Source organism: Ktedonobacteraceae bacterium, assembly GCA_035653615.1.
GTDB lineage: Bacteria > Chloroflexota > Ktedonobacteria > Ktedonobacterales > Ktedonobacteraceae > DASRBN01.
Genome location: DASRBN010000022.1, coordinates 1 through 25,284 on the forward strand (window position 1 = coordinate 1; position 25,284 = coordinate 25,284).

At 54.2% G+C, this 25,284-nt stretch carries 17 protein-coding genes and 1 pseudogene; 5 read left to right on the plus strand and 13 right to left on the minus strand.

What is annotated here, in order from left to right:
* The first annotated feature begins 321 nt into the window (after window positions 1-321).
* The 5 genes and pseudogenes from VFA09_11740 to hydA all read left to right on the plus strand — a co-directional run bounded on the left by VFA09_11740 (window position 322) and on the right by hydA (window position 6,690).
* Window positions 322-663 carry a winged helix-turn-helix domain-containing protein gene (locus VFA09_11740; GenBank protein ID HZU67939.1) on the plus strand — a complete coding sequence of 114 codons (342 nt, stop codon included), beginning with the start codon at window positions 322-324 and terminating at the stop codon, window positions 661-663.
* A 23-nt stretch (window positions 664-686) separates the two neighbouring features.
* Window positions 687-1,364: pseudogene (locus VFA09_11745) on the plus strand (restriction endonuclease).
* A gap of 444 nt (window positions 1,365-1,808) precedes the next feature.
* The gene (locus VFA09_11750) at window positions 1,809-3,191 is read left to right on the plus strand and encodes an amidohydrolase (protein HZU67940.1); all 1,383 of its coding nucleotides are present in this window, start codon (window positions 1,809-1,811) and stop codon (window positions 3,189-3,191) included.
* A gap of 84 nt (window positions 3,192-3,275) precedes the next feature.
* Window positions 3,276-5,252 carry a protein kinase gene (locus tag VFA09_11755; GenBank protein ID HZU67941.1) on the plus strand — a complete coding sequence of 659 codons (1,977 nt, stop codon included), beginning with the start codon at window positions 3,276-3,278 and terminating at the stop codon, window positions 5,250-5,252.
* 49 nt (window positions 5,253-5,301) lie between these two features.
* Window positions 5,302-6,690 (plus strand): dihydropyrimidinase, encoded by a 1,389-nt coding sequence (gene hydA, locus VFA09_11760; protein HZU67942.1) that lies wholly within the window; start codon window positions 5,302-5,304, stop codon window positions 6,688-6,690.
* Between the two features lie 179 nt (window positions 6,691-6,869).
* On the opposite strand, the gene VFA09_11765 is transcribed toward hydA, so the two are convergent.
* From VFA09_11765 to VFA09_11825, 13 genes are all read right to left on the minus strand, one after another.
* Window positions 6,870-7,634 carry a glucose 1-dehydrogenase gene (locus VFA09_11765; protein HZU67943.1) on the minus strand — a complete coding sequence of 255 codons (765 nt, stop codon included), beginning with the start codon at window positions 7,632-7,634 and terminating at the stop codon, window positions 6,870-6,872.
* A complete protein-coding gene (locus tag VFA09_11770) occupies window positions 7,631-7,759 on the minus strand; it encodes a hypothetical protein (protein ID HZU67944.1) in 129 nt (42 codons plus the stop codon). The genes VFA09_11765 and VFA09_11770 overlap by 4 nt, the downstream gene beginning before the upstream one ends.
* Before the next feature lie 149 nt (window positions 7,760-7,908).
* Window positions 7,909-8,841 carry a 1,4-dihydroxy-2-naphthoate octaprenyltransferase gene (gene menA, locus VFA09_11775; protein ID HZU67945.1) on the minus strand — a complete coding sequence of 311 codons (933 nt, stop codon included), beginning with the start codon at window positions 8,839-8,841 and terminating at the stop codon, window positions 7,909-7,911.
* Window positions 8,842-8,847: 6 nt separating this feature from the next.
* A complete protein-coding gene (locus VFA09_11780; protein HZU67946.1) occupies window positions 8,848-11,733 on the minus strand; it encodes a glutamine amidotransferase in 2,886 nt (961 codons plus the stop codon).
* Between the two features lie 90 nt (window positions 11,734-11,823).
* Window positions 11,824-13,866 carry a BatA and WFA domain-containing protein gene (locus VFA09_11785; GenBank protein ID HZU67947.1) on the minus strand — a complete coding sequence of 681 codons (2,043 nt, stop codon included), beginning with the start codon at window positions 13,864-13,866 and terminating at the stop codon, window positions 11,824-11,826.
* A complete protein-coding gene (locus VFA09_11790) occupies window positions 13,863-14,762 on the minus strand; it encodes a DUF58 domain-containing protein (GenBank protein ID HZU67948.1) in 900 nt (299 codons plus the stop codon). Before VFA09_11790 ends, VFA09_11785 begins: the two co-directional genes overlap by 4 nt.
* Window positions 14,763-14,969: 207 nt before the next feature.
* The gene (locus tag VFA09_11795; protein HZU67949.1) at window positions 14,970-16,073 is read right to left on the minus strand and encodes a MoxR family ATPase; all 1,104 of its coding nucleotides are present in this window, start codon (window positions 16,071-16,073) and stop codon (window positions 14,970-14,972) included.
* A 4-nt stretch (window positions 16,074-16,077) separates the two neighbouring features.
* Complete coding sequence (locus tag VFA09_11800; GenBank protein ID HZU67950.1) at window positions 16,078-17,688, minus strand: hypothetical protein; 1,611 nt, start codon at window positions 17,686-17,688, stop codon at window positions 16,078-16,080.
* A gap of 93 nt (window positions 17,689-17,781) precedes the next feature.
* Window positions 17,782-18,711, minus strand: a complete 930-nt coding sequence (locus VFA09_11805; GenBank protein ID HZU67951.1) for an ABC transporter permease subunit — start codon at window positions 18,709-18,711, stop codon at window positions 17,782-17,784.
* Window positions 18,708-19,646 (minus strand): ABC transporter ATP-binding protein, encoded by a 939-nt coding sequence (locus VFA09_11810; protein ID HZU67952.1) that lies wholly within the window; start codon window positions 19,644-19,646, stop codon window positions 18,708-18,710. The genes VFA09_11805 and VFA09_11810 overlap by 4 nt, the downstream gene beginning before the upstream one ends.
* Window positions 19,643-22,318: a hypothetical protein gene (locus VFA09_11815; GenBank protein ID HZU67953.1), complete on the minus strand. Its 2,676-nt coding sequence runs from the start codon at window positions 22,316-22,318 to the stop codon at window positions 19,643-19,645. The genes VFA09_11810 and VFA09_11815 overlap by 4 nt, the downstream gene beginning before the upstream one ends.
* A gap of 270 nt (window positions 22,319-22,588) precedes the next feature.
* Entirely contained in the window at window positions 22,589-23,428 is an 840-nt protein-coding gene (locus VFA09_11820) for an energy-coupling factor transporter transmembrane component T (protein ID HZU67954.1), read from the minus strand.
* Complete coding sequence (locus tag VFA09_11825) at window positions 23,421-25,283, minus strand: energy-coupling factor transporter ATPase (GenBank protein HZU67955.1); 1,863 nt, start codon at window positions 25,281-25,283, stop codon at window positions 23,421-23,423. Before VFA09_11825 ends, VFA09_11820 begins: the two co-directional genes overlap by 8 nt.
* Window position 25,284: the final 1 nt, after the last annotated feature.

Sequence of the window (25,284 nt, forward strand, 5' to 3'; positions counted from 1 at the left end):
GTTCATCTCGTTGGGCCAGTCGCTCATGCAAGTCTTTATTCTCTTGTCGAAGCTGAAGCAGTTCTTCTTCTGGCGTCATGCCCTTACTCTACAGGATGTTGAACTCTTTGGCAAATCTCTAGGACACCTGAGTAGTTACAAGTTTTCTTTAAAGGTACAAGACACCGAATAGCCTAGGATTCCGATCTATGGATCCAACTTAAAGTCCCGGATATGCTTTCTAATGACCGGGATTATTTTCAAATTGTCTCGTATCTGGTATATTGATACTCAGGTTTATGTGTATGTGGTCCTTTTCAAGATTACTATGAGAAGTACACAATGAATGTGTTACAAGCTGCTGAAAAAGTCCTTGAAGAAGTAGGGATGCCTCTCCACTACAAGGAGATTACCCGGCGTATGATTGATAGTAAGCTGTGGCAGACACGGGGTAAGACGCCTGATGCAACCGTCAATGCCGAGATCGCAAAAGATATTAAGCGCAAGGGAGAACATTCTCTTTTCCAGCGTACAGATAAGGGCGTGTTTGCCTTGCGTAATTGGAGATTGCCTGAGTTTCTTGAATCAAGCGAGTCAAATAATAAGATGACACACAATCGACAACCTTTGATGTTTCTGCTACAAAGCTGTTTTCTTTTACTGAAGCTGCTGAGCAAGTACTGAGTCAGTTTAGCAATAGTAAGCCGATGCATTATCGAGAGATAACTAAAAAGGCTCTTAAACTAAATCTTATCAAAACAAAAGGTCTGACTCCAGAAGCAACACTCTATTCACAAATTCTATCCGAAATTCGTCGTCAGACCCGTAAGGGAATCGTATCCCGTTTTGTCATATATAGAGGGGGATTGGTAGGACTATCTCGCTGGCAACCAAGTGAGGCGGTTGGCCTGGCGTCTCAGATAGAACGCCACAATCAAGACGCTCGTAAGAAAATTCATGATCGCCTTCTTAAAATGCCACCGAAGGAATTTGAGGAGCTAGTGAGTCAGCTATTGGTCGCTTTGGGCTTTGAGAATGTTATCGTTACAAACTATAGCAATGATGGCGGTATTGATGTGCGTGGAACCCTGGTTGTCGGAGATGTAATTCGTATCAATATGGCTGTGCAGGCGAAACGCTGGAAAGGCAATGTGCAGGCACCAGTAGTGTAGCAAGTGCGAGGTAGTTTGGGAACACACGATCAGGGGCTGATCATTACTACAAGTGACTTCTCCTCCGGTGCAATTGAAGAGGCCCGGCGTCTGAATGCAGTTCCGGTGGCATTAATGAACGGCGATGAATTAGTCGCTCTGCTAGTAGAGCATAATATCGGCGTACATCGCAAATCATACGAGTTAATTGAGTTGAGCGAAACTGATGAGTAGACATTTCTGGAAGCTATATCTCATCAGCTAGGATCCTCCCCTGAAAGAGAAAGATCAGGCTACATAATATACCTCAATAGTTTCCAATGTGGGACATTTTCATATATCTCGTTCTAATTTTAATGAGAGTATATGTCCATTCAAATAAGTAGAGTTAATCAATTGCCACAAGTACTTTGATCTATTCATCCTTTTGTTATCACTTTTCCGCTTAGTAACGAGTATTTGGGCGTTTAAAAATGTCATTCGTATTATTTTATAATAATACGAAAGATATTGCTTAAAATGCCTCAATAACAAATGGCAGTAGCCAAATAGGGCGGAATGAGTTTCATCGGAACTCTCGCAAACTCTGCTATAACATGTGGAACTTATAGTGATATAATGCTCTATAATGCCAATGTAAGCAATGTTTCCATCAACGACAAAAGGAGACTATCCAGCATGCTTTTCACCAATGCTACCATCGTCACCATGAACCCTATGCGAGACATCATTACAGATGGCGCTATTGCCGTAAACGGTAATCGTATCGCGGCCATCGGCAAAACTGATGCGCTGTCGTCTCAATATCGGGACGAAGAAGTGATCGATGTGAAAGGGAAGCTCATCATTCCTGGCCTTATTGATACGCATGTTCATCTTGCGCAGGCGTTGATTCGTGGCTGTGCCGATGATATGGCGCTGATACAATGGCTGTGCGAGCGCGTGTGGGTGTTGCAGGGCAATTTCACGCATGACGATGGATATGTGAGCGCGCGATTGTGCATTGCCGAGATGTTGAAGTCCGGCACGACTACATTCCTCGAATCGATGCTGGCTCATCGCTATGGGTTCGATGGCATTGCGCGGGCCGTCGAGGAGAGCGGCATTCGCGCGTGCCTTGCCGGAATCGTCATGGATATCGGCACATACGCGACACAAAGCAACTCGATGTATCCCGGCATGATCGAGAGCCGTGAGACGAGCCTGTTCGGCGTGCTTGATATGCATAGCAAGTGGGAGGGTGCGGCCAATGATCGCATTCATGTCTGGTTTGGCCCGCGCACTCCGGGCGGTGTCACTCCCGAACTCTATCGTGAGATGAGCGATTATGCTCGCCAGCGCAATATGGGCATTACCATGCACCTGGCCGAGGTCGAGGCCGATAAAATCTTCTTGCAGGAAGAATATGGCCTCTCGCCGGTCTATTTTGCCGAGAGCGTCGGACTACTCGGTCCGAGAACTGTCCTGGTTCATATGGTCTGGCTGACGCAGGCCGATATTGAGAAGCTCGCGGAAACAGGCACTCATGTTTCTCACAATCCCTCGTCCAATAGCAAACTGGCGTCCGGCATCTGCAAGGTGCCGCAGATGCTTGCCGGCGGCGTCAATGTCGCGCTGGGCTGTGATGGCGGCCCCAGCAACAATGATTATGATATGATTCGCGAGATGAAGCTGGCGGCGATTATTCATAAGGCCGTCACAAATGATCCCTTGATTGTTCCCGCGGAGACCGTGCTGGAAATGGCCACCATCAATGGCGCGAAGGCGCTGGGCCTGGAGCTGGAGATTGGTTCGTTGGAAGTTGGCAAAAAGGCCGACCTGGTGGTAATCGACCTTAACCGGCTGCATACGACGCCTTCGCCCAATCCAATTTCAACGCTGGTCTATGCTGCGACCGGCGGGGAAGTTGATACCGTTGTCGTCGATGGCCAGATTGTCGTCGAGCAGGGCCAGTTGCTGACCATGGATGAGGAGGAAGTGATGGAGCAGGCGCAGCAGCATGCTGGCGCTCTCTATAAGCGGGCCGGTATCGAAATTACGCCTAAATGGCCGGTGCTGTAAGTAACTGAAACGGGGTCAATCCGTTTAATATAGTGTGGCACACGTGGCCCATTTGGCTTGAGTCTGATAACTGGAGAACTTGTAATGGCGGCACTCGAAGGCAGAACCCTGAATCGCTACCAACTGCGAAGGATGGTTGGTAGAGGTGGTATGGCTGATGTCTACGAGGCATATGATGAACATTTTCAACGGAGGGTGGCCATCAAGGTCTTCAAGCGTGAAGAGGAAAGCATGCTGCTCCGCTTCATGCGCGAAGCACGCTTGATGGCATCGTTAAATAATCCGCACCTCGTACCTGTTTATGATATGGGCGAGTGCGAGATAGACGGTTTCACCCGCTACTATATCGTCATGCCGTTCATGGAGGGCGGCACATTACGCACGCGCATCCGGCGTTCGCCGCTGACTCTCGATGAGACCTGTACCTGCTTGCAGGATATAGCCAGTGCGCTTGATTATATACACGCCAGGGGCATTATCCACCGTGATATCAAGGCCTCCAACGTACTGCTCGATGCCGCCGGCAAATGCTATCTGACCGATCTTGGCATTGCGCACATCGTAACAGACGCCACGCAACTTACCACCACGGGCAATGTGCTTGGAACCGTCGATTATATCGCGCCAGAATTATTTAAGCCGAACCGCAAATCGGATGTCCGCAGTGACCTGTATTCACTCGGCGTATTGCTCTACGAGATGGTAACAGGTCAACTTCCTTTCACCTCAGAAAATCAGATTGCTGTCGTCTCGATGCACATGAACATGCCTCCGCCGTCACCACGCCTGCTCGCTCCACATGTCTCACCGCAGGTCGAGTGGGTCATGCTAAGAGCATTAGAAAAAGACCCTGAACAGCGTTATGCCAGCGCCGGTGAATTGGCGGATGCATTTTACCAGGCTGTGGCCCTGAGCAGCAATAGCAGCAGCCAGGAAGACAATAATGTCTCTACTATTGACGCGGATAGATTGGTTTTACCGCCGGCTATGGCTAATCCTTCCTGGCAGAACTCTTTGCCTGTTGCAGGCGCCAGTCCTGCAAGAGGAAGGCCTTCTCCATTGAACGACGCGACGGAGGGTTATCGAAGGAGCGCGCCGGCACGTAGCGCGAACTCGCCTTCACAGAAGGCAATGGAAGACTTGCCCGCGTTTCCAGCAGACGAGCCGCCTCAACGCCGGCGTTCTCCGCTGGTCGCATTGCTGGCCCTGGTGGTGCTGATAGCGTTGCTCGTTCCCCTGGTCTACGCGCTGGTTCCGCGTGGTGATAGTGGAAATGGCAATAGCATTAATAATGCCGGGCAAACCTCGACATCGGCAGCGAATTCGCCAACATCCAGGCCTTCTCCGACGCCGAACCTGACGGCTACGGCCCTGGCGGCCGCTGCTGCTACTGCTACCGCGCGTGCCAATGCCACCGCGACGGCCATTGCTGCTGTTACCGCGACCGCGCGGGCGCAGGCTACTGCCACTGCCGGAGTCATCGTGACGGCAACATCCGGCAAGCCGGGTTACTCGGATGCATTGAATAATGCCAACAATCCCGCTACTGTAGCCGCCGATTGGGATCAGAGTAGTTCATGCGTCTTCCAGTCTGATGGCTATCACGCCATATCGGGGGGTGGATTGCAGGGCTGCAAGGAAGCCGCGAATACATACCAGAATGTCGCCATCACCGTCAATATGCGTATTCTCAGCGGGCATTCCGGTGGCCTCTTTTTCCGCGTGAACACCAATTTCTTCGGCAGTTATTCCGGCTACCTGTTCGAGATAGACAGCACCGGCAGGTACAAGATTTCCCGCTCTTCGAATTATTCGCTCAACATTACCACCTTGCAGGATTGGACGGCTTCATCGGCTATCAAGCAAGGTAATGCGGTCACAAATACCTTGCAGGTGATTGCGAAAGGAAACAGCCTGTCTTTCTATGTGAACGGTGTGTTTCTCGTCACATTGACCGATTCAACCTATTCATCAGCTGGCGGAGTTGCCTTCCTCGCGTCAGGCTCTGGTACTCCAACCGAGGTGGTGTATAGTAATCTAAAGATATATCCGTCTTCGTAGGGGCGGTGGTTGTGGTCGCCCATTTTATCGATAGTAAGGAGCTTAACATATGCGCACGCTTATCACCAATGGTCATATCGTCACTGCAACCGGTGATTTTCAAGGTGATATCCTCATCGATGACGAGCAAATCACGGCAGTAGCTTCGCCGGGGACTTTCTCGGCCCTGCAAACTGATACAGTGCTTGATGCGCAGGGCAAGTATGTATTTCCCGGCGCTATCGATGTGCATACGCATATGGAGCTGCCGCTTCCCACGACGGTCGCAAGCGATGACTTCGAGACCGGCACTATCGCCGCCGCCTGTGGTGGCACCACCACTATCCTCGATTTCGCCAACCAGCAGCGCGGGCATAGCCTGGCCGAAGCCCTTGAAGCCTGGCATCACAAAGCTGATGGCAAAGCTGTGATCGATTATGGCTTTCACATGACAATTACCGATCTCGCTGCTGCCCCTGAAGAAGCAATGGATGAGATGGTTGCGGCTGGCCTGACTACCTTTAAGCTGCTGATGGCTTATCCAAACACTTTCATGGTCGATGACGAGACGATCTATCGCGTATTGCGCCGTTCAGCCCGGCTGGGCGGGTTAGTGATGGTACACGCGGAGAACGGTATCGTGATTGATCTGATAGTCAGGGAGGCTGTTGCGGCAGGTCATACCGCGCCGGTATATCATGCGCTGACCCGACCCGGCATTCTGGAGGGTGAGGCTGCCCAGCGCGCCATAACGCTGGCAACACTGGCGGAATCGCCTCTTTACGTGGTACATGTCAGTTGCGCGCACTCCTTGCGTGCCGTGGCTGCCGCGCGGGAAAAAGGCTTGCCGGTCTGGGGTGAGACATGCCCGCAATATCTCTTTCTCAATGATAGCTGTTATGCAGCCCCCGGTTTTGAGGGCGCGAAGTATGTTTGCACGCCGCCCATGCGCAGTCTTGCCGATAATGAGGCGCTCTGGCTGGGCCTGCAGCGTCGCGAACTCTCGGTTGTTTCAACAGATCACGCTCCATTCAACTTTCATGGTCAAAAAGAACTTGGTCTGCACGATTTCACGAAGATACCCAATGGTCTGCCGGGGGTAGAGCATCGCGTCATGTTGCTCTACCAGGGTGTGCGCGAGGGGAAACTCAATTTGCAACACTTCGTTGACCTGGTTTCGACCATGCCCGCCAAACTCTTCGGCCTTTTCCCGCGCAAGGGTACGATTGCTCCCGGCAGTGATGCCGACCTGCTGATCTTCGACCCCGAAAAAACGCTGACCATCAGCGTCAAAAACCAGCACCAGCGTGTCGATTACAATCCCTACGAAGGCATGCATGTGCAGGGCGTACCCGATACGGTGCTGCTGCGTGGCAGGCTAATTGTGCGGGATGGCCAGTACGTTGGTGGCAAGGGCGGGGGCCAGTTTTTGGCCCGCAAGACGTTTACCGAGCCTTGATTATTTATGATGAAAAAGTATCCTGGACGTGTCATTGATTATTTACGATGAAAAAGTGTCCTGGACATGTCATTCTGAGCGCAGCGAAGAATCCAGAGGAACCACGGCGCGATCTGGCTCACGAGGGATTCTTCGCTGCGCTCAGAATGACATGAGAGAGAGACTTTTTCATGTTGCCACTAAAAGTAATTCGACGAGATCCCGCCATCGATAATCAACCAGGCCCCTGTCGTCCAGGATGACTCATCCGAGGCCAGGTACAGTGCCATGTAGATGATATCGTTGGGCTCGCCAAAACGTCCCAGGGGAATACGGTTCAGGCGCAGGTTGCGTGCCTCTTCACTTGTCCAGAGCGTGCGCAGCAGGGGAGTCTCGATAGGGCCGGGACAGATGGCATTGCAACGAATTCCGTAGCGCCCATATTGAACAGCGAAAGACTTCGTCAGTGAAAGCAGACCCCCCTTGGATGCGGTATAAGCATCCTGTGGCACCGTACAGCCCATGAATGCAACAAACGAGGCAATATTGATGATTGACCCCTTTTCCTGCTTCATCATATGGGGAATAACGTACTTGGAACACAGGAATGCGCTTTTGAGGTTCACATCCAGAATCCGGTCCCATGTGGCTTCACTGAGGTCAGTCACGCTGCCATCATCTTCCGGCATAATACCCGCGTTGTTATAGAGTACATCCACACGGCCAAATTCATCGATAGCCGTGCTGACCATATGCTTCACCTCATCTTCAACTGCTACGTTCGCCCGCACGAAAATGGCCGTGCCGCCGGCGTCGCGTATGCCCCTGACGGTTGACTCGCCCATTTCCGCGCTGATATCCGTCACCACAACGCCCGCGCCTTCGCGCGCGAAGAGTTCCGCGGCTGCCTTGCCCATGCCACTGGCCGAACCGGTAATGATGACTACTTTGTTGGATAATCTCATAACGATGGCTCCTTCTCAACAGGGCGAAGCAGGCCGACTACATTCTTGTCTTTCTCGCCCGGGGTGGGTTCATAATGGATAGCTGCCGCCCGGTACTGCATCATTGAGGGCCCATTGCTACTCATACTCGATTTCCCTCTGCTAGCCGGTTATACACATCTGAGGTTAAATCAACCATACCATCGGTCCCCAGCCGCGTCAATGGGCAAAGTAATGGTATTCGTTCATCACTGCATGGCTACTTTACCCATGCAATGTCCATCATTCTTGAAGTCTAGGGTAAGTGTATTATTGCGAGCACTATTGCCAGCGCGAACACGGCCCCAAACTGGAAGTGCAACATGGCCGTTCGCTTAATACCGGTAATAAAAGCTCTACGTTCCGTTGCAGTGAGTACCGAGCGTACATTGGAGAATGCCAGGGGAAATGTAATCCAGACCAGCAGGCTAAAAAGTGGTAGGATGCCGGTTAAGGCAAAAATCGTTACGGCGACATAGCAGCCAATCAACAGTACTGCGTGGAAGATTTGCCCGAAGCGCTGACCAAAGCGTACCGGCAGCGTGCGTTTCTGCACTGCCAGGTCATCCGCATAGTCGCGCATGTTGTTCATGTTGAGTATGGCCGTCACCAGAAAACCTACCGGCACGCTTGCCGCAAACGCTCGCCATGACCACTGCGGAATCTGTACGTAATACGCGCCCCAGGTCATCAAGAAGCCCATCGCTATATACACCAGAATATCGCCAAGACCACGGCTGGCGAATTTGAGCGGCCGGGCACTGTAGAAGTAGGCTATCACTATGCCTACCAGCCCGAATAAGAGGATCAATGGCCCTACCAGCAAGGCCAATCCCAGGCCCAATAGCGCGGCGAGAACAAAACAGGTGACACCTCCGGCCTGCACCTGCTTCTCCGTCATCTCATTGCGGAAGATCACCGTCATTGATCCCAGCGAGCCTGGATGGTCAAGCCCATAGCTGTAGTCAAAATATTCGTTAAAATAGTTCGTTCCAATTTGCAGGAACAGCGATGCGAACAACGCCAGCAGGAACGGCACGATATGGAATACTCCCTCGTAAGCGGCCACCGCCGTTCCCACCAGCACAGGACTCACCGAGGCCGTCAATGAAAAGGGACGACTGGTTTTAAGCCACACCCTCCAGGATGGAAAGCGTTTCTTAGAATCAGTTGTAGGAAATTGTTCCATGCTCATTTATTCCGTTTTCTTCGTCTTCGCCTGTTCGCGCTGGCGTTTTGCCTCTAACAGCTTGCTTGCGACCGGCGTGTCCTGTTGTTCTTCCGATGTCTCAGTTTTAACCGGGCTTTTCGGTGTTTTCTCAATAGCCGGTTTTGACTGTGATTGCCGCGGAATATTGCTCATCTGTTGTTTCACCTGAATGGGTGGAGATTGCGGCTTGAAACTCGTGGCACGATTCTGGCGCTCCTGGCGACTTGTGCGTATCGTCCCCAGCAGCGCGTTTCCTGCTGTTTCTGAAACGTCCTGTAGTGCCAGCCTTGAGCGATGCAGGCTTAGATGGGCAATCAACCATTGCCAGCTTATCACCAGGAATTCCAGGCTGGAAAGGCGACGTAAGGCGATATCTACCGGCAGGAGTAAGGCCGCCAGCGCCAGCAGCCAGAAGACAATTGGCACGGCAGCTGAGACCGGCTGCAAATTATTCGCGAACGCAGCTGTGTAATCTGTTGGTCCTAGCAGATTGCCTCCATCAGCCGCGGCCAGCTGCGCCAGGAATGCCCGATTTGTCCCTGTATTCAGGTACTCTGGTGAGTAGGGAACTACTAACCCCGTGGTGCTTGCCAGCTGGCTTCCACCCTGGGATTTCCAGGTGACCTGCAACAGGTAAGCTCCGACCTGTTCAGCCGGAAAATTGCCCTGCCATCGCAGAGGCGCCGCTGGCTGTAATGTCACCGTTGATTTTGAGAGGTCGGGATTGATAATGGTTGCCGATACCTGCGCATTGCCTCCCGTCCCTGCTGTGCTACCGGATGGCAAGTCCACTGTTATCTGGCCCGTGCCACCCACTACCTGCGTATTCACATCTAATGCGCTTTGCGCCGAAGGTAGCGTCCATGTCACCAGATTCGCCCACCAGCGTGCGGCATTGTTCCATCTCAACCAGTTTGCCGTCCACTGGCCGAGCGCGTCGCTTGTCCAGGCTACCACGCGTCCCAGGCCGTATTGCCATGCTGCCAGCACGGGGTCATCCTGGTCGCTGATCAACACCAGTTGCGCCGCCGGTTTAGGCGTCGTTGCGACATAACCGTTCAGCATGGGAAGATTGCCCAATCCTGTCAGAATGGGATTCGCTCCCACGATGGCCGGAAGGAAGGGCTCCTGGACGATTGCGCGTCGCGCCGCCTGCTGCGTCTCCTTGAGCAAAATCTGTGGAATGGTAGCCGGATTATCGGCGCGATAAAAACGCCCCTTACCCCATGCCGCGATCTGCTGCATGGTATTGAAGTCAGCGAAAGAGGATGCGTTCGTCTCTACCGTCGAAACCGTAATACCCTCTTTTGCCATCTTCGTCACTTGCGCGAAGTAGTTATCGTAGGCATCGCCATCGCCCAGCAGGATCACATGCTTGATTTTAGCATTTGTGTGCAGCAGAACCTGTTCCGCGTTCGTCAGGTCGGGCATGTAGCTTGGCGGATCATCTGGGCTCATGGCATCGATGGTTTTATCAATGGCCGCCGGGTTCGTCACATGCTGCATCGGCACAACTAAGCTGCCATATGCGTCTGAGACTCCCACCTGGTCGCGCGGAGTCAACAGGCTAATCACGCCTTTCGCGGCCACTTTCGAAATATTGATCTCGGCGTCATTCTCCAGGCTTTCAACGATCAGCACCACGGCGATGCTCGGCGTATCTTTGTGTTGCGGTATCTCCATGCTCACCGGCAGCGTCTCCTCAAGCGGCGTACCCGCGTAGCCTCCCACGCCATAGCTATTCTCGCCGCCACTCACCACCAGCCCGCGGCCAAGGTCGCGCACAAATGCCTGCAGCACCTGCATGCGCGCTGTTCCCAATTCGACAGCGGGCACATCTGCCAGCACAACTGCGCTGTAACCTGCCAGCCCATCCAGTGTCACCGGCACATCGTTAGGCGTACCCAGCGTCACATTAATCTTTGTCGCCTGCAGCGCAGCCACGATATTGTGTCCCTCGCCGGGTTGTCCCTCGATCACCAGCACACGCGGCGGCCCCTGCACGTTTACAAAAGTCGAGGCCACATTATTTTGTGGAATCGTATCCAGGGGGGCAGCCAGCGTTACACGAAATGTATGGAAACCCGGCGGCGGGGCCGATAAACTGAAGCTGACCTCCTGCTGACCGGCAACCATATCAATGGTCTCCGTCGTTAGCAAGGTTTGATCAAGATACAGGCGCAGCGTTGCGTGCTGGGCAACGGTGCTGAAGAGGTTCACATGTAATAGAAAGCGTTCATTTACCTGCAACTCGCCGGGCGCATTAAGACCATTGATGCGCGCCTCAGAGCCAGTAGAGGTTGGTAGGGGAACGATATCGAGCCGGATACCCTCCTGCTGCAATAATTGCGCTTCCTGCAGGGCGTCTCCCAGGTTCTGCTGCCCATCCGTCAAAAGCACGATGCGGCGCATACTATCCGTCGGCAAAATGGCCGCCGCCAGCCGCAAGCCAGCGGCCAGATCGGTGAAATTGGTATCGGGCGTAGACTCAAAGTGCGAGAAATCTACCTGTGAGCCTACCGATTGTTCTACCAGCGCATTACGACCCACCGCCACGATGCCAACCTGGTCGTCAGTACTTTTATGTTGCAGCGCATTGGTGATCCATTGCTCGATAAAAGCGCGTTGCGAGGTCGTACTATCGGAAATGTCGCCGACAAATACTACCGCCTGCCGCGATACTGGCATTGAGAACGCCGCACCCGCCAGCGCGCTGATCACCAGCACGAACAATGCTAGCCGGCAGACTAGAATCAAAATCTGCTGCCGGCGAGGGAACGGCAGCGACATATTGCGCCACGTGAGAAATACCAGTATTCCTATCGGTAGTAGTAGCAACAACAGCCAGGGCTGTTCAAAGGTCAGCATCATCGTTCCCTTTATCTGATTTCGCTATCTGGCGAGCAACCAGGGCGTACCCTTGCCGCCCGGCATGTCATTCTGAGCACAGCGAAGAATCCCTTATCTTGACCGCAATCGAATGCCATTACGCCTCACCTGCTTGACTGTTTTAACAATACGACGCCTCGTCTCTCTATACTGCGCCTCTACTGCATCCTGTATTCCGCCGAAGAGTCCTGTATGCCTGATTAACTGTCCCTGCCCGTTATAGCGTGATAGATATCCTACACTTTGCCCTGTTCCGCTAGCCGCCTTACGCGCATAACCCCGGCTAAAGAGCCACCATTCGGCGCACAGGACCAGCAAGAAAAATGCCGCAATCCAGGGCCAGATTTCACGTAACACACGTGGCACAGCGCTGCCATCCGTTGTGAAACTGCTGCTATGTATAATGGGCAGCGCGTTTGCCGGTGCCAGGCGCGATTGCGAAGGGTCGAACAAATTCACGGCAAAGGCGCCATCCCGTACCTGACCCTGCACCTGCTGAGCCACCAGGTAGATGCCGGTAGCATCCGTCCGCGCGAAAGCCGTCGCCGGAAATGGGGGCGCAACCGTAACCGGCTTTTGACCCGGCGCGGTAATCGTCACCGAACTTGCTCCCGGCCAGGTCGCAATCGTCACCGGTGTGCCCGGTGAAACCTGTCCATCTCCCGCCACCGGCTGTGGTAGAAACCAGTTGACCATGTTGTAGATCAGGATAGGGAAACTGGGCTGCAGCGGAAAATCACTATCATGCAGATCGAAACCCAACGCCGCCACGCGCCGGTTATTCGTGATGCCGGCGATCAGCAGCGGCGTCTGGGGAGTAGTAATCACCGGCTGTGCCCATGCTGCCGGAGTAAGTGGGTGGCTAGCACGCAACACATGAATGCTGCTCAAATCGACATCTTGCAGCAAATCGGCGCTATCATTACCGGCGCTAATTTGGCTCACGCTGATGTCCTGCCCCGCTTTACCAAAGATATACGAACCTGCCGGGGGATTTACGAAGAACAATCCCCCGGGCGGCAATGCCGGTGGTACAAATCCGTCGAATACCGTCAAATCAAACCCACCCGTATTGACGTATTTGGCCGGGGTCGTCTCATACAGATCGATATTCGATTGCAGGCGCAGGGCCGCTTCAAGGAAGCTATTGCCTTTCGTTACCAGCAATACTTTGCCGTGTAACGAACTGCCTGCAATGGCCCACGCATCGTGATCGACCGTCATCGGGTCCTGCACATCCAGCTTCGCGTGCAGGAAATGGGTCGTCGCGGGCAATGGCCCCCATTGCAAGGAACCGCTTGCTCCTGGCGCCAGTTCAATGTTTTGCACGCCAATCAGTTTGCCATCGGCATATAGCTCGACCGGTATCGAGCGCTGTGAATGACTATAATTGGCGACCTGCGCCAGCGCCGTTAAATTACCATCCAGGTTACGCGAAGCCAGGGCGATCAACGCGACATTACCGGCATCAGTACCGATTTTCAAGTAACGCACGGGAACCGGCAGCGCCAATGCCTGGTCGGGCGACAGGACATGCCCATCGCCAACCACTAAAATCTGCGTGTTCGGGCGCCCGGCCGCCAGCGCCGTTGCCAGCGAAAGCGCCTGCTCAATGTCGGCATCCTGGTTTGTTACCTTCGCTCGTTGCAGGGCCGCATCCAGCTGTCCCTTATCCTGTGAATTCGCAATCAACACCTGCGGCGTGCGTGCCATGGTAATCAGAGAAACGCGATCATTGGGGCCAATGCCCGCGATCAGATCGCTGATCTCGCTCTTCGCCTCCTCAAATCTACTTGGAGCTACATCGGTGGCCTGCATGCTCGCCGAGGCCTGTAAGATGATAATAGTATTGCCGCTGATGGGACTGCTGAAAAAGGTCGCGGGACGTGCCAGCACCAGCACAACCACGCTTGCCGCCAGCAACTGCAACAGCAACAGTGGCGTAATGCGCAAACGCTGCCACGGGCGGCTTGCTTGCAAATCCTGCAAAGCCTGCTGCCATAACAGCGTACTGCTGACGACCCGCTCCTGCCGTTTGGGCCGCATAAAGTAGAGCAACAGTATGATTGGTATGATAATGCCGAAGGCCAATGCCGCCGGAACCAATAATGTCATTTCACCAACTCGACCTGTCGTAATAATCGTTGTACAATATCAATCACTGCCGTATCGCTAGGGATCATCGTATACGTCATCGCCTGTGCATGGGCGAACGAGGCCAGTTCCTGCGTAAATTGCGCCAGGCGCTGCCGGTAGGCTTGTAAAACCGCTGACGAAGCGCTAACCTCGATGCTCCCCGCGCCCTCGCTGTCTTTCAATCGCCAATCGCCCTGCAAATCAGGTTCAAGCTCATCCGGCGCCAGTATTTGCAACAGCGCGACCTCCTGGCGCAGCTGCCTTACCGCTCGCAATCCGGTCGCGTACCCTCCTGGGGCCAGAAAATCTGAAATGACAATCGTCAGTCCGGGACCGGTTGCCACGCGTCCCAGATCGTAGAGTGCCCTGTTCAAATCGGTCTCCCCGCCATGTGGCAGCCGTTGTAGAAATTCGCCGACCGTCCAGATGGCATGTTTGCCACTGCCAACGCGTCTCTGTGCTGCCATGCGGTTCGTCAATGCTCCCAGAATGACGCTATCCTCGCACTTCAACGCCACATAGCATAGCGCGGCTGCCAGCCTCGTAGCTAGCGTAGATTTAGCCGGGGTTCCATACTGCATTGAATCGGAGCAGTCGATCAACACCGTAATTGTCAGATTTTCTTCCGCCTCAAAGATGCGCAGGAATAGGCGCTCGAGCCGCGCGTAGGCCCGCCAATCAATGCGCCGGAAATCATCCCCAGGAGCATAACGCCGGTAGTCGGCGAACTCCATCGATGATCCTGCCACCGGTGAGCGCCTGCGACCTGGTCTTCCGGTCGCCATCGACTTGCGTGTCATAAGTGCCAGGTTATCCAGTCGCTGCAATATCTCGGCATCTAATGGGAAACGGGCCGGAGCGTTTTCATTGGGCATTGCAGGTGACTCCTCTTGATAAGATTCTTCGCTTCACTCAGAATGACAGGCACCTGGGCCTGTCTGGAGCCATGTCTTCTTCGTTCCACTCAGAATGACAGGCACCTGGGCCTATCCAGAGCCATGTCACTCTTCGTTCCACTCAGAATGACAGGCACCTGGGCCTATCTGGAGCCATGTCATTCTGAGCGAAGCGAAGAATCTCTATTATATTTCCTCCACAATCGCCTTAATCAAATCCTCCGGCGTGATCCCATCGGCGAGGCCGTCAAAATTCAAAATAATGCGATGGCGCAGCGCGGGAAATGCTACCTCCTGCACGTCTTCCTGGGAGACGTTAAAACGGCCCTCCAGCAGCGCGCGCACCTTAGCCGCCAGAATCATGGCCTGCAGACCGCGAGGGCTGGCCCCATAGCGCACGAAATTACGCACTTTTTCGGGCGCATCTTCGTTATCTGGATGGGTCGCCAGCAGCAGGCGCACCGCGTATTCCTTGATGTGCATTGCGACCGGGACGGCTCGCGCCACCTCGATCATATGTGCCAGCTGTTCGCCAGTCGCTACCTCGCTGGCATGCAGCGTCTGCGTACCCACCGTGGTATCGATGATGCGCATCAGATCTTGTGCATTGGGAAAGTTGACCAGGATTTTAAGTAGGAAACGGTCGAGCTGCGCTTCAGGTAGGGGGTAGGTGCCCTCCATCTCCAGCGGATTCTGCGTCGCAAGCACAAAAAATGGCCTGGGCAAAGGCCGCGTCGTATCGCCAACACTGACTGTGCGCTCCTGCATGCCCTCGAGCAGTGCCGATTGCGTCTTAGGCGTTGCGCGGTTCACCTCGTCGGCCAGCACAATGTTGGCGAAGATCGGGCCTGGCTGGAAGCTGAAGACGCGCTTGCTTCCCGATGGCATGGTGTCATCAACCTGCTCGGTCACAATCGTTGTGCCTACAATATCAGCCGGCATCAGGTCGGGCGTGAACTGGATACGCGCGAATTTCAACGACAGCGCGTCGGCCAGCGTGCGCACGAGCAACGTTTTACCGAGTCCTGGTACGCCTTCCAGCAGTACATGACCGCCAGCGAGCAGGGCTAAAAGCAGTTCGCGAATCACCCGCTCCTGCCCTACAACGATAGAGGTCAGTTCTTGCTCCAATTTTTGCGCGGTTTCTACAAACGCGGTGATGTCTTCAACGCCTGGTTCTGTTGACACCGCTTCAGAAGAGGCATGATTTATTGCATCGTCATCAATGGCTTCTTTGGACGTGACGAGTTGTTTCCCTACGGACGACGTATTTTCACTTTTCTTTGCCATATGATCAATGTTGTCCTTCTAAGGTATCGAAATAGCCGTGAACGAGGTCTTTGAGATCGAGCGGTATATCGCTGTTATCAATGGCGTCGTGAGCCATAGTATTATATTCCTGGATCACCTGTGAGTATGGGATGGATTGCCCAGGCTGCACTATACCGTTATTGCCGCCATTAGTTTGCGAACTGCTGCCCGAACCAACCTGCCCAGGAACGTATACCTGCTCGCCATTTCCCGGCTTATTCCCGTTGTTATTTCCACCGCCGCTGCCTCCATGTCCCTGTCCGCCCTGTCCCTGGCCTTGTTGCCCCTGTCCCTGGCCCTGTCCCTGGCCTTGCTGCCCTTGCCCCTGGCCCTGCCCCTGGCCTTGCCCTTGCTGCCCCTGCCCCTGTTGCCCCTGACCTTGCTGCGCCTGGCCTGGATTACTACCATCACCGGCCTGTGCAAGCGTATTTTGGGCCTGCTGCAAGCCCTGGGTGGCCTGATCGATACTGCCCTGGTTGGCAGTAGCGCTGGCAGTTTGGGAAGCCGCGTTCGCAACCTCTTGTGTGGCAGCATTTATATCGCTCGCATTGCCAGAGGCGACTGCCTTGGCCAGGTCATGCAGAGCGGAACTCAGAGTTGGATCTTGTGATGCCTGCCCCGCGGCCTGCTCAAGTTGTTGCGCGAGTTGGGCCCGCTGCGCCGGTGATAACTTACTGATTTGCGAAGCCAGATTTTTGAGCGCCGAGGCAAGCGCCTTACTATCGCCATTAGCAAGCGCCTGCCCCAGGGCTTGCAAGGCAGCATTTGAACTACTTTGTAGCGCGGAACTGGCGGCGGCGTTGGCCTGTATTTTATTGCCGTTCTGTGGATTGCTCAGTTGTGATAGTTTTGCCTGCGCCTGAGCAAGCGCCTGTTGTGCCTGGGCTTCATTCTTTGCGTTGGTCAGCTGAGCTTCCAGGTTCTTCAGTATCTGATCGATCATCTTGCGCTCTTCTGGAGAGGTCGTGGTTTGATGGTCAATTGCGTTGCGCAACCGCTCGATGGCCGCGATTTGCTTGTTGATGCGCGCCTGGAATGCCGCCTGTTGCTGGAGAATGGCGGTCATTGGATTGGGCAGCGTCAGCAACAGGACAAACGCAATGATCACAATGGCGGCGATAATCAGGAAAGAACGGCGCGGGCGTAGAGAGATTGATCGCGCAGGTGCCTGCTTGCCTAATTGCGTCAGGGCATCACGGCGTTGCAGAATAGCCAGTGTAGACTCCTGGTGTTGAAATTCCCAGGCGGTACTCAGGCGGTCATGCAATGCCAGGCGCCTATCCACGATGCGAGCTGTACCGGCCAGCGAGGGACGCAACCATAAGGCCAGCGCCAGCGCGCACAACAGGCAGGTTGAGCCGGCTCCAATCGCCCAATAAAGAGCGCTTGCCCAGGGAACAAGGCGCGAGACTAGCAGCAATATTGATGCCAGGATCAGGCCGGTAACGAGACCTGTTCTACCCCATCCCAGCACTTGCTGGATGGTCAACTTCCTGCGCCAGGGACGCAAGGCCGCTATTAATTGCTCGCTACTGGCCGGTTCAGAGGCTCCAGCCAGCACTTTTGCTATGCGCGATGGCGCGATAGTCGCCATGATCGTGAAACCTTTCCAGAATGACTTCCGGCGGGCGACCAGCAGGGTCGGCCCTACAGAGAATCATTCCCTATCCTGATGACTCGCCTTCAACTATACTGGTGCTACATCTTCTTTCTCATCTTCATCGCTGTCTTCTTCGCTCTGGTCCTCTTCAATATGAGGGGTGGTGAACCATCTCGTATTGTTAAGCACAAATTTCAGCCGGCCAACCGGATTAGGCTTGACGAACCACATACCCAGCACAAAGAAGACAAACGTCATCACAATGCTCAACACGCTGTAGACAGCCCACAGTGGGTAACTATGACTGCCTATCTGGTATGTACCGATGACGCTCCCGCCGGGAAGGGCGCTCACAAGTGCCGCGATTGGATTCCAGCCCAGCAGGTGTGGCGTTGTACCTGAGCCAAGCCCAAGGAAGGATGGCCCTCGCAGTAACAAAAGCGCTACCCAGGGTCCCAACATCCAGAGGACGCAGCCCATATACGTTATTGCCGTTGATACCGTGGGCCGGCGCACAATCGTCGAGCAAAACAGGCCAAACGCCCCGATAGGTATCGCTGTAAATACGAAAACGACAACAGCATTGAGTACCTGCGAGGGTGCGACTCCACCGAAGAAAAAGACCAGGCTAAATAATGGTAGCGAGGCCGCGATCAGCAGAAATGTACTCGCCAGGCCTGCCACCAGCTTGCCCGCCAGCAATGAGAAAGAGGAGAGCCGCGAACATACCAGCATGTCAAATGTCTGCCGCTCCTTCTCACCGTTAATGCTGGTTGATGTGAATGCCGGTGCGATGAACACAACCAGAAAGAGCTGCACAATCGCCAGCAGGTTATACAACTGCGCCCCTATCTGGCTCAGCAGGTAATTCTGGTTGCCGTTGAACGCGCTGGCCTGGGCAAGAAAACCAAAGCCTAACAGCCCCATCACGACCAGGTAGATGATAATGACCCATACCGAGCGCTCGCGACGCAGGCGCAAACGCAGTTCTTTTGTAAGTAATGCCGCGAATGTCATGAAGGGAGACTCCCTTCTGTAATACTCATGAATACTTCTTCTAATACGCCACCACTGCTGCGTGGGGCGAAGGAGACAACGGGTATCTCCTGGGTAATCAGGTGTGCCAGAATTTTATGCAGCCCTCGATCATCGCCAGAAAATTCCGCCAGGATCAGATCGCCGTTTTCGTGTTCTACATTGCTGATTTCCGGTAACTCTTTCAGCATCTGAACAGCATCACCGGCGCGTTCCAGTACGCGAATTTCAAGTCGACGGCCCTTGCCCAGGCGCTGGGAAACCTCGTCCATATTTCCCGCTAGTACGAGCTTGCCGCCCTGGATAATGGCGACGTCGCTGCACATCTCGGCCATCTCCAGCAGAATATGCGAGCTAATCACAATGGTCTTGCCCATTCCTTGCAGGGTGCGCAGCAATTCGCGCAGTTCCACGCGGGCGCGAGGATCGAGGCCCGAAGCCGGCTCATCCAACAATAATACTTCTGGATCGTGTACAAGCGCCCGCGCCAGGCACAGCCGCTGCTTCATGCCGCGTGAGAGCGTCTCGACAAGCGCCTCACGCTTCGATGTCAGGTCAACCAGCTCCAGCAGATCGTTGATGACGCGGGTACGTTGCGCGCGTGGCACGCCATGAATGCCAGCGTAGAATTCAAGGTATTCGACTGAAGTGAGATCGGGATAGACACCAAAGAAATCTGGCATATAGCCAACCTTGCGCTGGATGACGGAAGGCGCCTTGCTGATCTCCTCGTCGCCAAACCAGACCTCACCCTGTGTAGGGGGGATCAATGCGGCCAGGATACGCAGAAGCGTCGTCTTGCCCGCTCCGTTCGGACCGATCAGCCCATAAATCGAGCCGTCTGGGATCACCATGCTCAGGTCGCGCAGCGCATCGACGTTGCGATAGCGTTTCTGTACATGTTCGACTTTGATCATTGTCCGACCACCCCCTGCAAATTCAGTGCCGGCTTGCCGAAGACTATTGTATTCGATGACGCGTTCTGATTACCAAATTGTACCAGCACCCGTCCACCCGGGCCAACATATGGCGCCGTATTTGCAGGTGAAAAGGTTTGCGCTATAAACGTAATCTGGTCCCAGGCATGCGTCTGCCAATTGTATAACAAGGCCTGCTGGCTGCCGTCGGTCAATGGCCCCGATCCGGTTGGATTTGCTACCTGCGTCACATTGTTGGGTTCGGTCAAGATCAAATTTTCAGACTGCAGGTGCGCGGCATCAGGCAGGATGAATTCAAATGTGACAGTCCCCTGCGTCAGCGTGTAGAAACCAGGTACGGGCGATTGCACATTGCTGCCCTCAACGTCAACGATCTGCCCATTCAGCAGGCTTGAGGGCAGGTTCAGTGTGCCGGAATATTGCACGTCCAGCGGGGCCTGGATCATCGTTTCGTTCACGCCCGATGTGCTGGCGCCATTGACCGTGATATCTGAATTGTTGTTCAATCCGGGCGGTTGGGAGTTCGTCCAGCCGATTAACGTTGCCGGTGCCCCGGCGATCAACAGCGGGTCGCCGTTCGACACAGAAGAAATCGGACCGCCGGAATAGATGAATGTGCCCCCTCCAGGCCCAATGATTACGCCGCGTTTATAAATCGTGACAGGGCACGGACTGCCGCCGCCGCAATAGTAGCCGGTATAAATACCATCCAACGCGGATAAGATGGCAATATGGCGTTGCTTCTCTGTCTGCAGTTGCGAGTTTCCAACATAGCCATAGGGCATGCCGTTAGCAGCTGCGATTTGAGCGGCCAGGAGCATGCCTGGATTCGTCGCCGTGTTGAGTGGCAGGTTGACGAGCTTTGTCTCACCCGCCGCCAGATCGCCTATATTTACATAACTATTGGGCATCAGCACGTAGACATCGCTTAACGCCGTTGGCAGGGTATTGGTGACTGTGCCGGTGAGGGTACCATTTTTCAGCGTCAGGTGAGAGACAATGCCCCCGGTAACCTGGCTATCCTGGTCAGAAACCAGGGAGCGGAGCGTCCAGATATCTACCCCCTGCAAATTGACATCCGTCCCATCCTGGGATGGGGCGATAACGGTGTTTGGTCCTGAATTCGTGTTGCCGGATTGGTAATACTGGTCAGATGAGGGCTGCACCAGGCCATCGCCGGTGAAGTGGATGTGATAATCGCCCTGGTTTGGCACGAAGATACCCAGATAGGTTGTTACATGGCTGACCGATCCACCCTGGCTCAATTGCACGATGGTAATGCGATTGCTTACAATCGACGTTCCCTTCTGCTGCAGGGCCAGTCCGTAGGTGAGAACTGAGAAGACGACGACGCTGCTCAAAACGATACGCCAGCTCCAATCTCTCTTTTTACGCCAGCGCACAATGATCAAGCGCACCGGCCCCAGGATGAGGATATAGCCAATCAGCAGAATAGCCAGTACCCACGGCGATGGCAAGGAATTGGGTACCAATGATTGTAGGAGATTTGTAAAGGGGTTCGTTTGTCCCTGGAAAGAGACACCTCCAGCGCTGGTGTTCGCCAGCAGAGAATCGCCCAGGGTGCGCAGCAGCAAGCCTTTCCACAAATCGCTCGCCCCTGCCCATCCTACCACAGGTTGCAAGGTAGGATCGAAAGCAACGTAGCAGACGGTGCCTTCACCGTAATTTCCTTGCGCAATCAATGGAGTATTACCCTGTGCCAGGATTGTTTCTCCAGAGGCAGTTACCTTGCCTGTACTGATCGTTATCGGCTGCTGAATCGTTCCATCCGGCGCCTGCTTTGAAGGACTACCCACCGGAAGCAGTCTCGTACCCGTTCGTAATGTCGTTGCGCCGCTGACGCTTACGGGCAGCAAATTGCTCGGAAGCCCGGCTAATGTGCGCTGCCATTCAGGGCCGCCTGCGACAATCAATGCGCCGCCGCCGTTTACCCATGCCTGTAATGCTTCCAGTTGTTTTGCACTCAGCGTACTCGTCGTGAAATTGTCCAGGATGATAAGATCGAAGTTCTTCAGCACCGTTGCCTTATCAGGGAATGTGCTGGCGTTCAGAAAATCAGTGATCAGCAGCGTACTGTTATTGAAAGGGGTATATGCGCTGAGCGGGCCAAAGCCCGTGTTCGTATCGGAAAGAATGCCGACAAAGACATCGCCCTGATTAAGCGGTTGTAGGACACTATTTTGCGTGCGAACCGTATTGCCATTGCTATCCAGCAAACGAACAGTAAGTCCCGTCGCGCTGCTATAGATGGGGAGATAGATCGTGACCTGCTTCTGGGAGCCATTCGGTAATGTAATCGGTATCTGGTAGGTGGATTGAGAGCCAGGGTTACCATAATAGTTCTGCGCATCAGGCGAAGCGATTGAAATAGTGCCCGTAAAGTCAGCACCATTATTGCTGAGTGCTATCTGAACCGGAATCCAGTTTCCGCTCCGGTAGCGCGTGTTAAAACCGGCGTTCACCGAGAGTGTCGGCCCATCTGCCGCGCTAAAACCGGCCCTGGTATCTCTTGATTGCGCCAGTGCGGGCGCAGGCAGAAGAAAAAAGCTAACGAATAGTGCGAAAAGGGCGCAAAATCCGGCGCAACGGAAAAACATCCTACGATGAGGCCAATGGTTTATTATTTGCATAGTCCTGAGCCTCTCTTAATGAATGAAATAAGGTAGGGTCGAACCCCAACAATTTATAGACTAGTATAGATGACGGCTTTCATGACCATTTAGTTGCATCAAGAACCAGACGGCCATTGTGCCATTGAGAACTTGATTACCGCAAAAGACGCCACTGTGTTCTCTGGACTCTCCAGGCACAGCCCGCTATGAATACAATACGCTCATTGTACCCCATATGCTCTCGCTATGAGAAAAGAATGCGAGATGGCCGATAGAAACCAGTTAAATCTAAAATGGTGCGAAGATATTGACAACGACGGCCACGGCGCAGAAGGCTATGACGAAGATGAGCGCCAGCACATCGAAGCGTTCAATATGGAGCTGGCGGCGCTTGCTGCGTCTCCATCCCCGGCGCCCTCCACTGTAGCAGCGCGCCTCCATTGCCATTGCCAGCAGTTCCGAACGCCGCAAGCCACTCAGGAAAAGAGGAATCAGTAATGGGCCGATTTTCATGGCCCGCCGGATGAAATTGCCCGAATCAAATCGCACTCCCCGCGCGGCCTGCGCCTTCGTCAGGCGCTCCACTTCCCCTACCAGGATGGGGACAAACTTAAAGGCAATGACGAGTACCATAATGAAAGCATTCACGGGCAACCCCAGCCTTTGTAGCGGTGAAAGCAGCGCCTCCATGCCATCGGTAAGATCAACTAACGAGGTGGTGAAGAGTAGCAGAGCGGTCAGGTAATAGAGGAAGAGGGCGCGCACAATAGCTGATGCGCTATGTAAAATGCCCTCCTGCGAGATTGAAAAAATGCCCCAATGCCAGATCAAGGTGGTGTACTGAGTGGGCGAGGAGTAAAGCAGCACCTGAAACACGAAAATGAATAGCAAAAGGATCACAATGGGCCGGAAGGTGCGCCAGATATAACTGCCAGGCAGCTGTGAAGCCCATTGCACTGCCAGGCAACCGAACAGGCAGACCGCAAAAGCTGCGTAAGTGCCAACGTAGGATACCAGGGCAATCAGCAAGATCGCGGACATAAGCTTGATGCGCGGGTCCATACGCGTCAGGCTTGAGCCATTATTGACGAATTGCCCGAAGGTAATGTTTCTGGAAAGCTCAATCATCTGCCTGTACCTCTGGTGGAGATGTAGTAGCACCCCTTGCCGGGGCCAGGCCCTCCCTTGAGCCTGCCGGATACCCTATCGCTGCCTCTAAATCTTCCAGTCGTAATACATCCACCGGCAAGGTCGGTATCACCTCTTGTAAGGTGAGAGCGATATGAGCGGGTTCAGGGAGCGCGATATCGCGGATCGCCAGTTCGCTGCCGCGGGCGAGTATCTCGCGCGCGGTTCCGCTCAAGATGATACGTCCCTCGTCGATGATGTAAAATATATCTGCCAGCCCTATGACATCTTCCAGGCTGCTGGACGTGTACACAATCGTCAGGTTATGATCTTGCTTCAGTCTCCTCAAAAATTCCAGCAGCTCTCGTCTTCCACGCGGATCAAGTCCTGCTGAGGGTTCATCAAATACAATTATGCGAGGCTGCAGCGCCAGCACGCCCGCGATTGCGACGCGGCGTTTTTCGCCTCCGCTCAGAGCATAGGTATAGCGCGTGCGAAAATCCTCGTAGGAGAGTCCAACTGCCTCCAGCGATTCGCGGACCAGGCGGCGCGACTCGGCCAGCGGAACTTTTTTGAGCCGCGGCCCAAAGGAGACATCCTTGCCGACCGTATCCTCGAAAATCTGCGATTCGGGCGATTGAAACACTACGCCCACATTCGACCGCAGGCGCTCAATCATCGTGGGAGTACTCACCTCAGTTCCCTCGTAGATCAAGCTGCCTGCCGCCGGTTTAATCAGGCCCGCCAGCAGGTCCACGACTGTCGATTTCCCCGCCTTTGTTGGCCCTACCAGTGCCACCAGCTGGCCTTCAGCTATGGAAAGCGAGACGCCTTTTAATGCTTCAACCGCGAAAGGCGTACCGCGTAAATGCGTGTAGCGCACGTCCCTTAGTTCAATAAGCGGCCTCGCTGAAACGTTGTCGCGTCGCGTGTTATCGCCTTGTAGTGTAGGGGAAAACATTGTGGTTGGGGTCGGGCTCGCATTGCTTGTGGTCGGTCTGATGCCGGGTGACCCGGCTTCTTGCGATAACATTGCATCCTTCAGCTGTTCAGCGGTCAGAACAACGTCTGGCAGTTTGCCCCATCCATGGGTCTTCAAATATCTCCCTAGACGAGTGACCGCCGGGACATCCAGGCCCACTGCCCGCAGCTCGTCTCCGCGCGCGAAGACATTGGCCGGTGTATCGTCCATCAAAACGCGTCCCGCGTCCATCACGATCACGCGCTCAAAGGCCGGAATCTCGTGCATAAAGTGGGTAATATGCAGAATGGTAATGCCGCGTTCGCGCGCTAAACGCTGCACGGTCCGCAACAGTTGCTGCGCTGTATGGCGAGAAAGCATGGTCGTTGGCTCATCAAGCAGCAGGTAACGAGGGCGCATCGCCAGCACTCCGGCAATGGCAACGCGCTGTTTCTGTCCCACGGATAGCTCGTTGATTGCCATCTGCGTGTATGGTTCCAGTTGGAGTAACACCATTGCCTCTTGCACGCGTTCTTCGATCTCGAAGCGCGGCAGGCCAAGATTTTCCGGCCCGAAGGCGATATCGTCAATGACCGTGTTTGCCACCAGTTGATCGTCTGGATTTTGAAAAACGATGCCTACATGCTGGTGAATGGTCCATAGAGCTTCTCCGCCGGCAGTAGTCGGCACTTCGTCAACCAGGATCGAACCGCTCGTTGGTTGTAAGAGTCCCACCAGCAGCCGGGCCAACGTGCTTTTACCTGATCCATTCTGTCCAATGATAGCTATCGTTTCGCCGGCGCCGATGCGCAAAGTTACCGCCCGCAGCGCATCACGTACATCCTGCTCGCCGCGTTTGCTGTAGCTGAACGTGACATTATCGACTTCAATCATC

Excerpts from the sequence above, each read along its gene's own strand:
- VFA09_11740 (HZU67939.1), top strand. The coding sequence starts at position 322 with ATGAATGTGTTACAAGCTGCTGAAAAAGTCCTTGAAGAAGTAGGGATG.
- VFA09_11750 (HZU67940.1), top strand. The coding sequence starts at position 1,809 with ATGCTTTTCACCAATGCTACCATCGTCACCATGAACCCTATGCGAGAC.
- VFA09_11755 (HZU67941.1), top strand. The coding sequence starts at position 3,276 with ATGGCGGCACTCGAAGGCAGAACCCTGAATCGCTACCAACTGCGAAGG.
- hydA (HZU67942.1), top strand. The coding sequence starts at position 5,302 with ATGCGCACGCTTATCACCAATGGTCATATCGTCACTGCAACCGGTGAT.
- VFA09_11765 (HZU67943.1), bottom strand. The coding sequence starts at position 7,634 with ATGAGATTATCCAACAAAGTAGTCATCATTACCGGTTCGGCCAGTGGC.
- VFA09_11770 (HZU67944.1), bottom strand. The coding sequence starts at position 7,759 with ATGAGTAGCAATGGGCCCTCAATGATGCAGTACCGGGCGGCAGCTATC.
- menA (HZU67945.1), bottom strand. The coding sequence starts at position 8,841 with ATGGAACAATTTCCTACAACTGATTCTAAGAAACGCTTTCCATCCTGG.
- VFA09_11780 (HZU67946.1), bottom strand. The coding sequence starts at position 11,733 with ATGATGCTGACCTTTGAACAGCCCTGGCTGTTGTTGCTACTACTACCG.
- VFA09_11785 (HZU67947.1), bottom strand. The coding sequence starts at position 13,866 with ATGACATTATTGGTTCCGGCGGCATTGGCCTTCGGCATTATCATACCA.
- VFA09_11790 (HZU67948.1), bottom strand. The coding sequence starts at position 14,762 with ATGCCCAATGAAAACGCTCCGGCCCGTTTCCCATTAGATGCCGAGATA.
- VFA09_11795 (HZU67949.1), bottom strand. The coding sequence starts at position 16,073 with ATGGCAAAGAAAAGTGAAAATACGTCGTCCGTAGGGAAACAACTCGTC.
- VFA09_11800 (HZU67950.1), bottom strand. The coding sequence starts at position 17,688 with ATGGCGACTATCGCGCCATCGCGCATAGCAAAAGTGCTGGCTGGAGCC.
- VFA09_11805 (HZU67951.1), bottom strand. The coding sequence starts at position 18,711 with ATGACATTCGCGGCATTACTTACAAAAGAACTGCGTTTGCGCCTGCGT.
- VFA09_11810 (HZU67952.1), bottom strand. The coding sequence starts at position 19,646 with ATGATCAAAGTCGAACATGTACAGAAACGCTATCGCAACGTCGATGCG.
- VFA09_11815 (HZU67953.1), bottom strand. The coding sequence starts at position 22,318 with ATGCAAATAATAAACCATTGGCCTCATCGTAGGATGTTTTTCCGTTGC.
- VFA09_11820 (HZU67954.1), bottom strand. The coding sequence starts at position 23,428 with ATGATTGAGCTTTCCAGAAACATTACCTTCGGGCAATTCGTCAATAAT.
- VFA09_11825 (HZU67955.1), bottom strand. The coding sequence starts at position 25,283 with ATGATTGAAGTCGATAATGTCACGTTCAGCTACAGCAAACGCGGCGAG.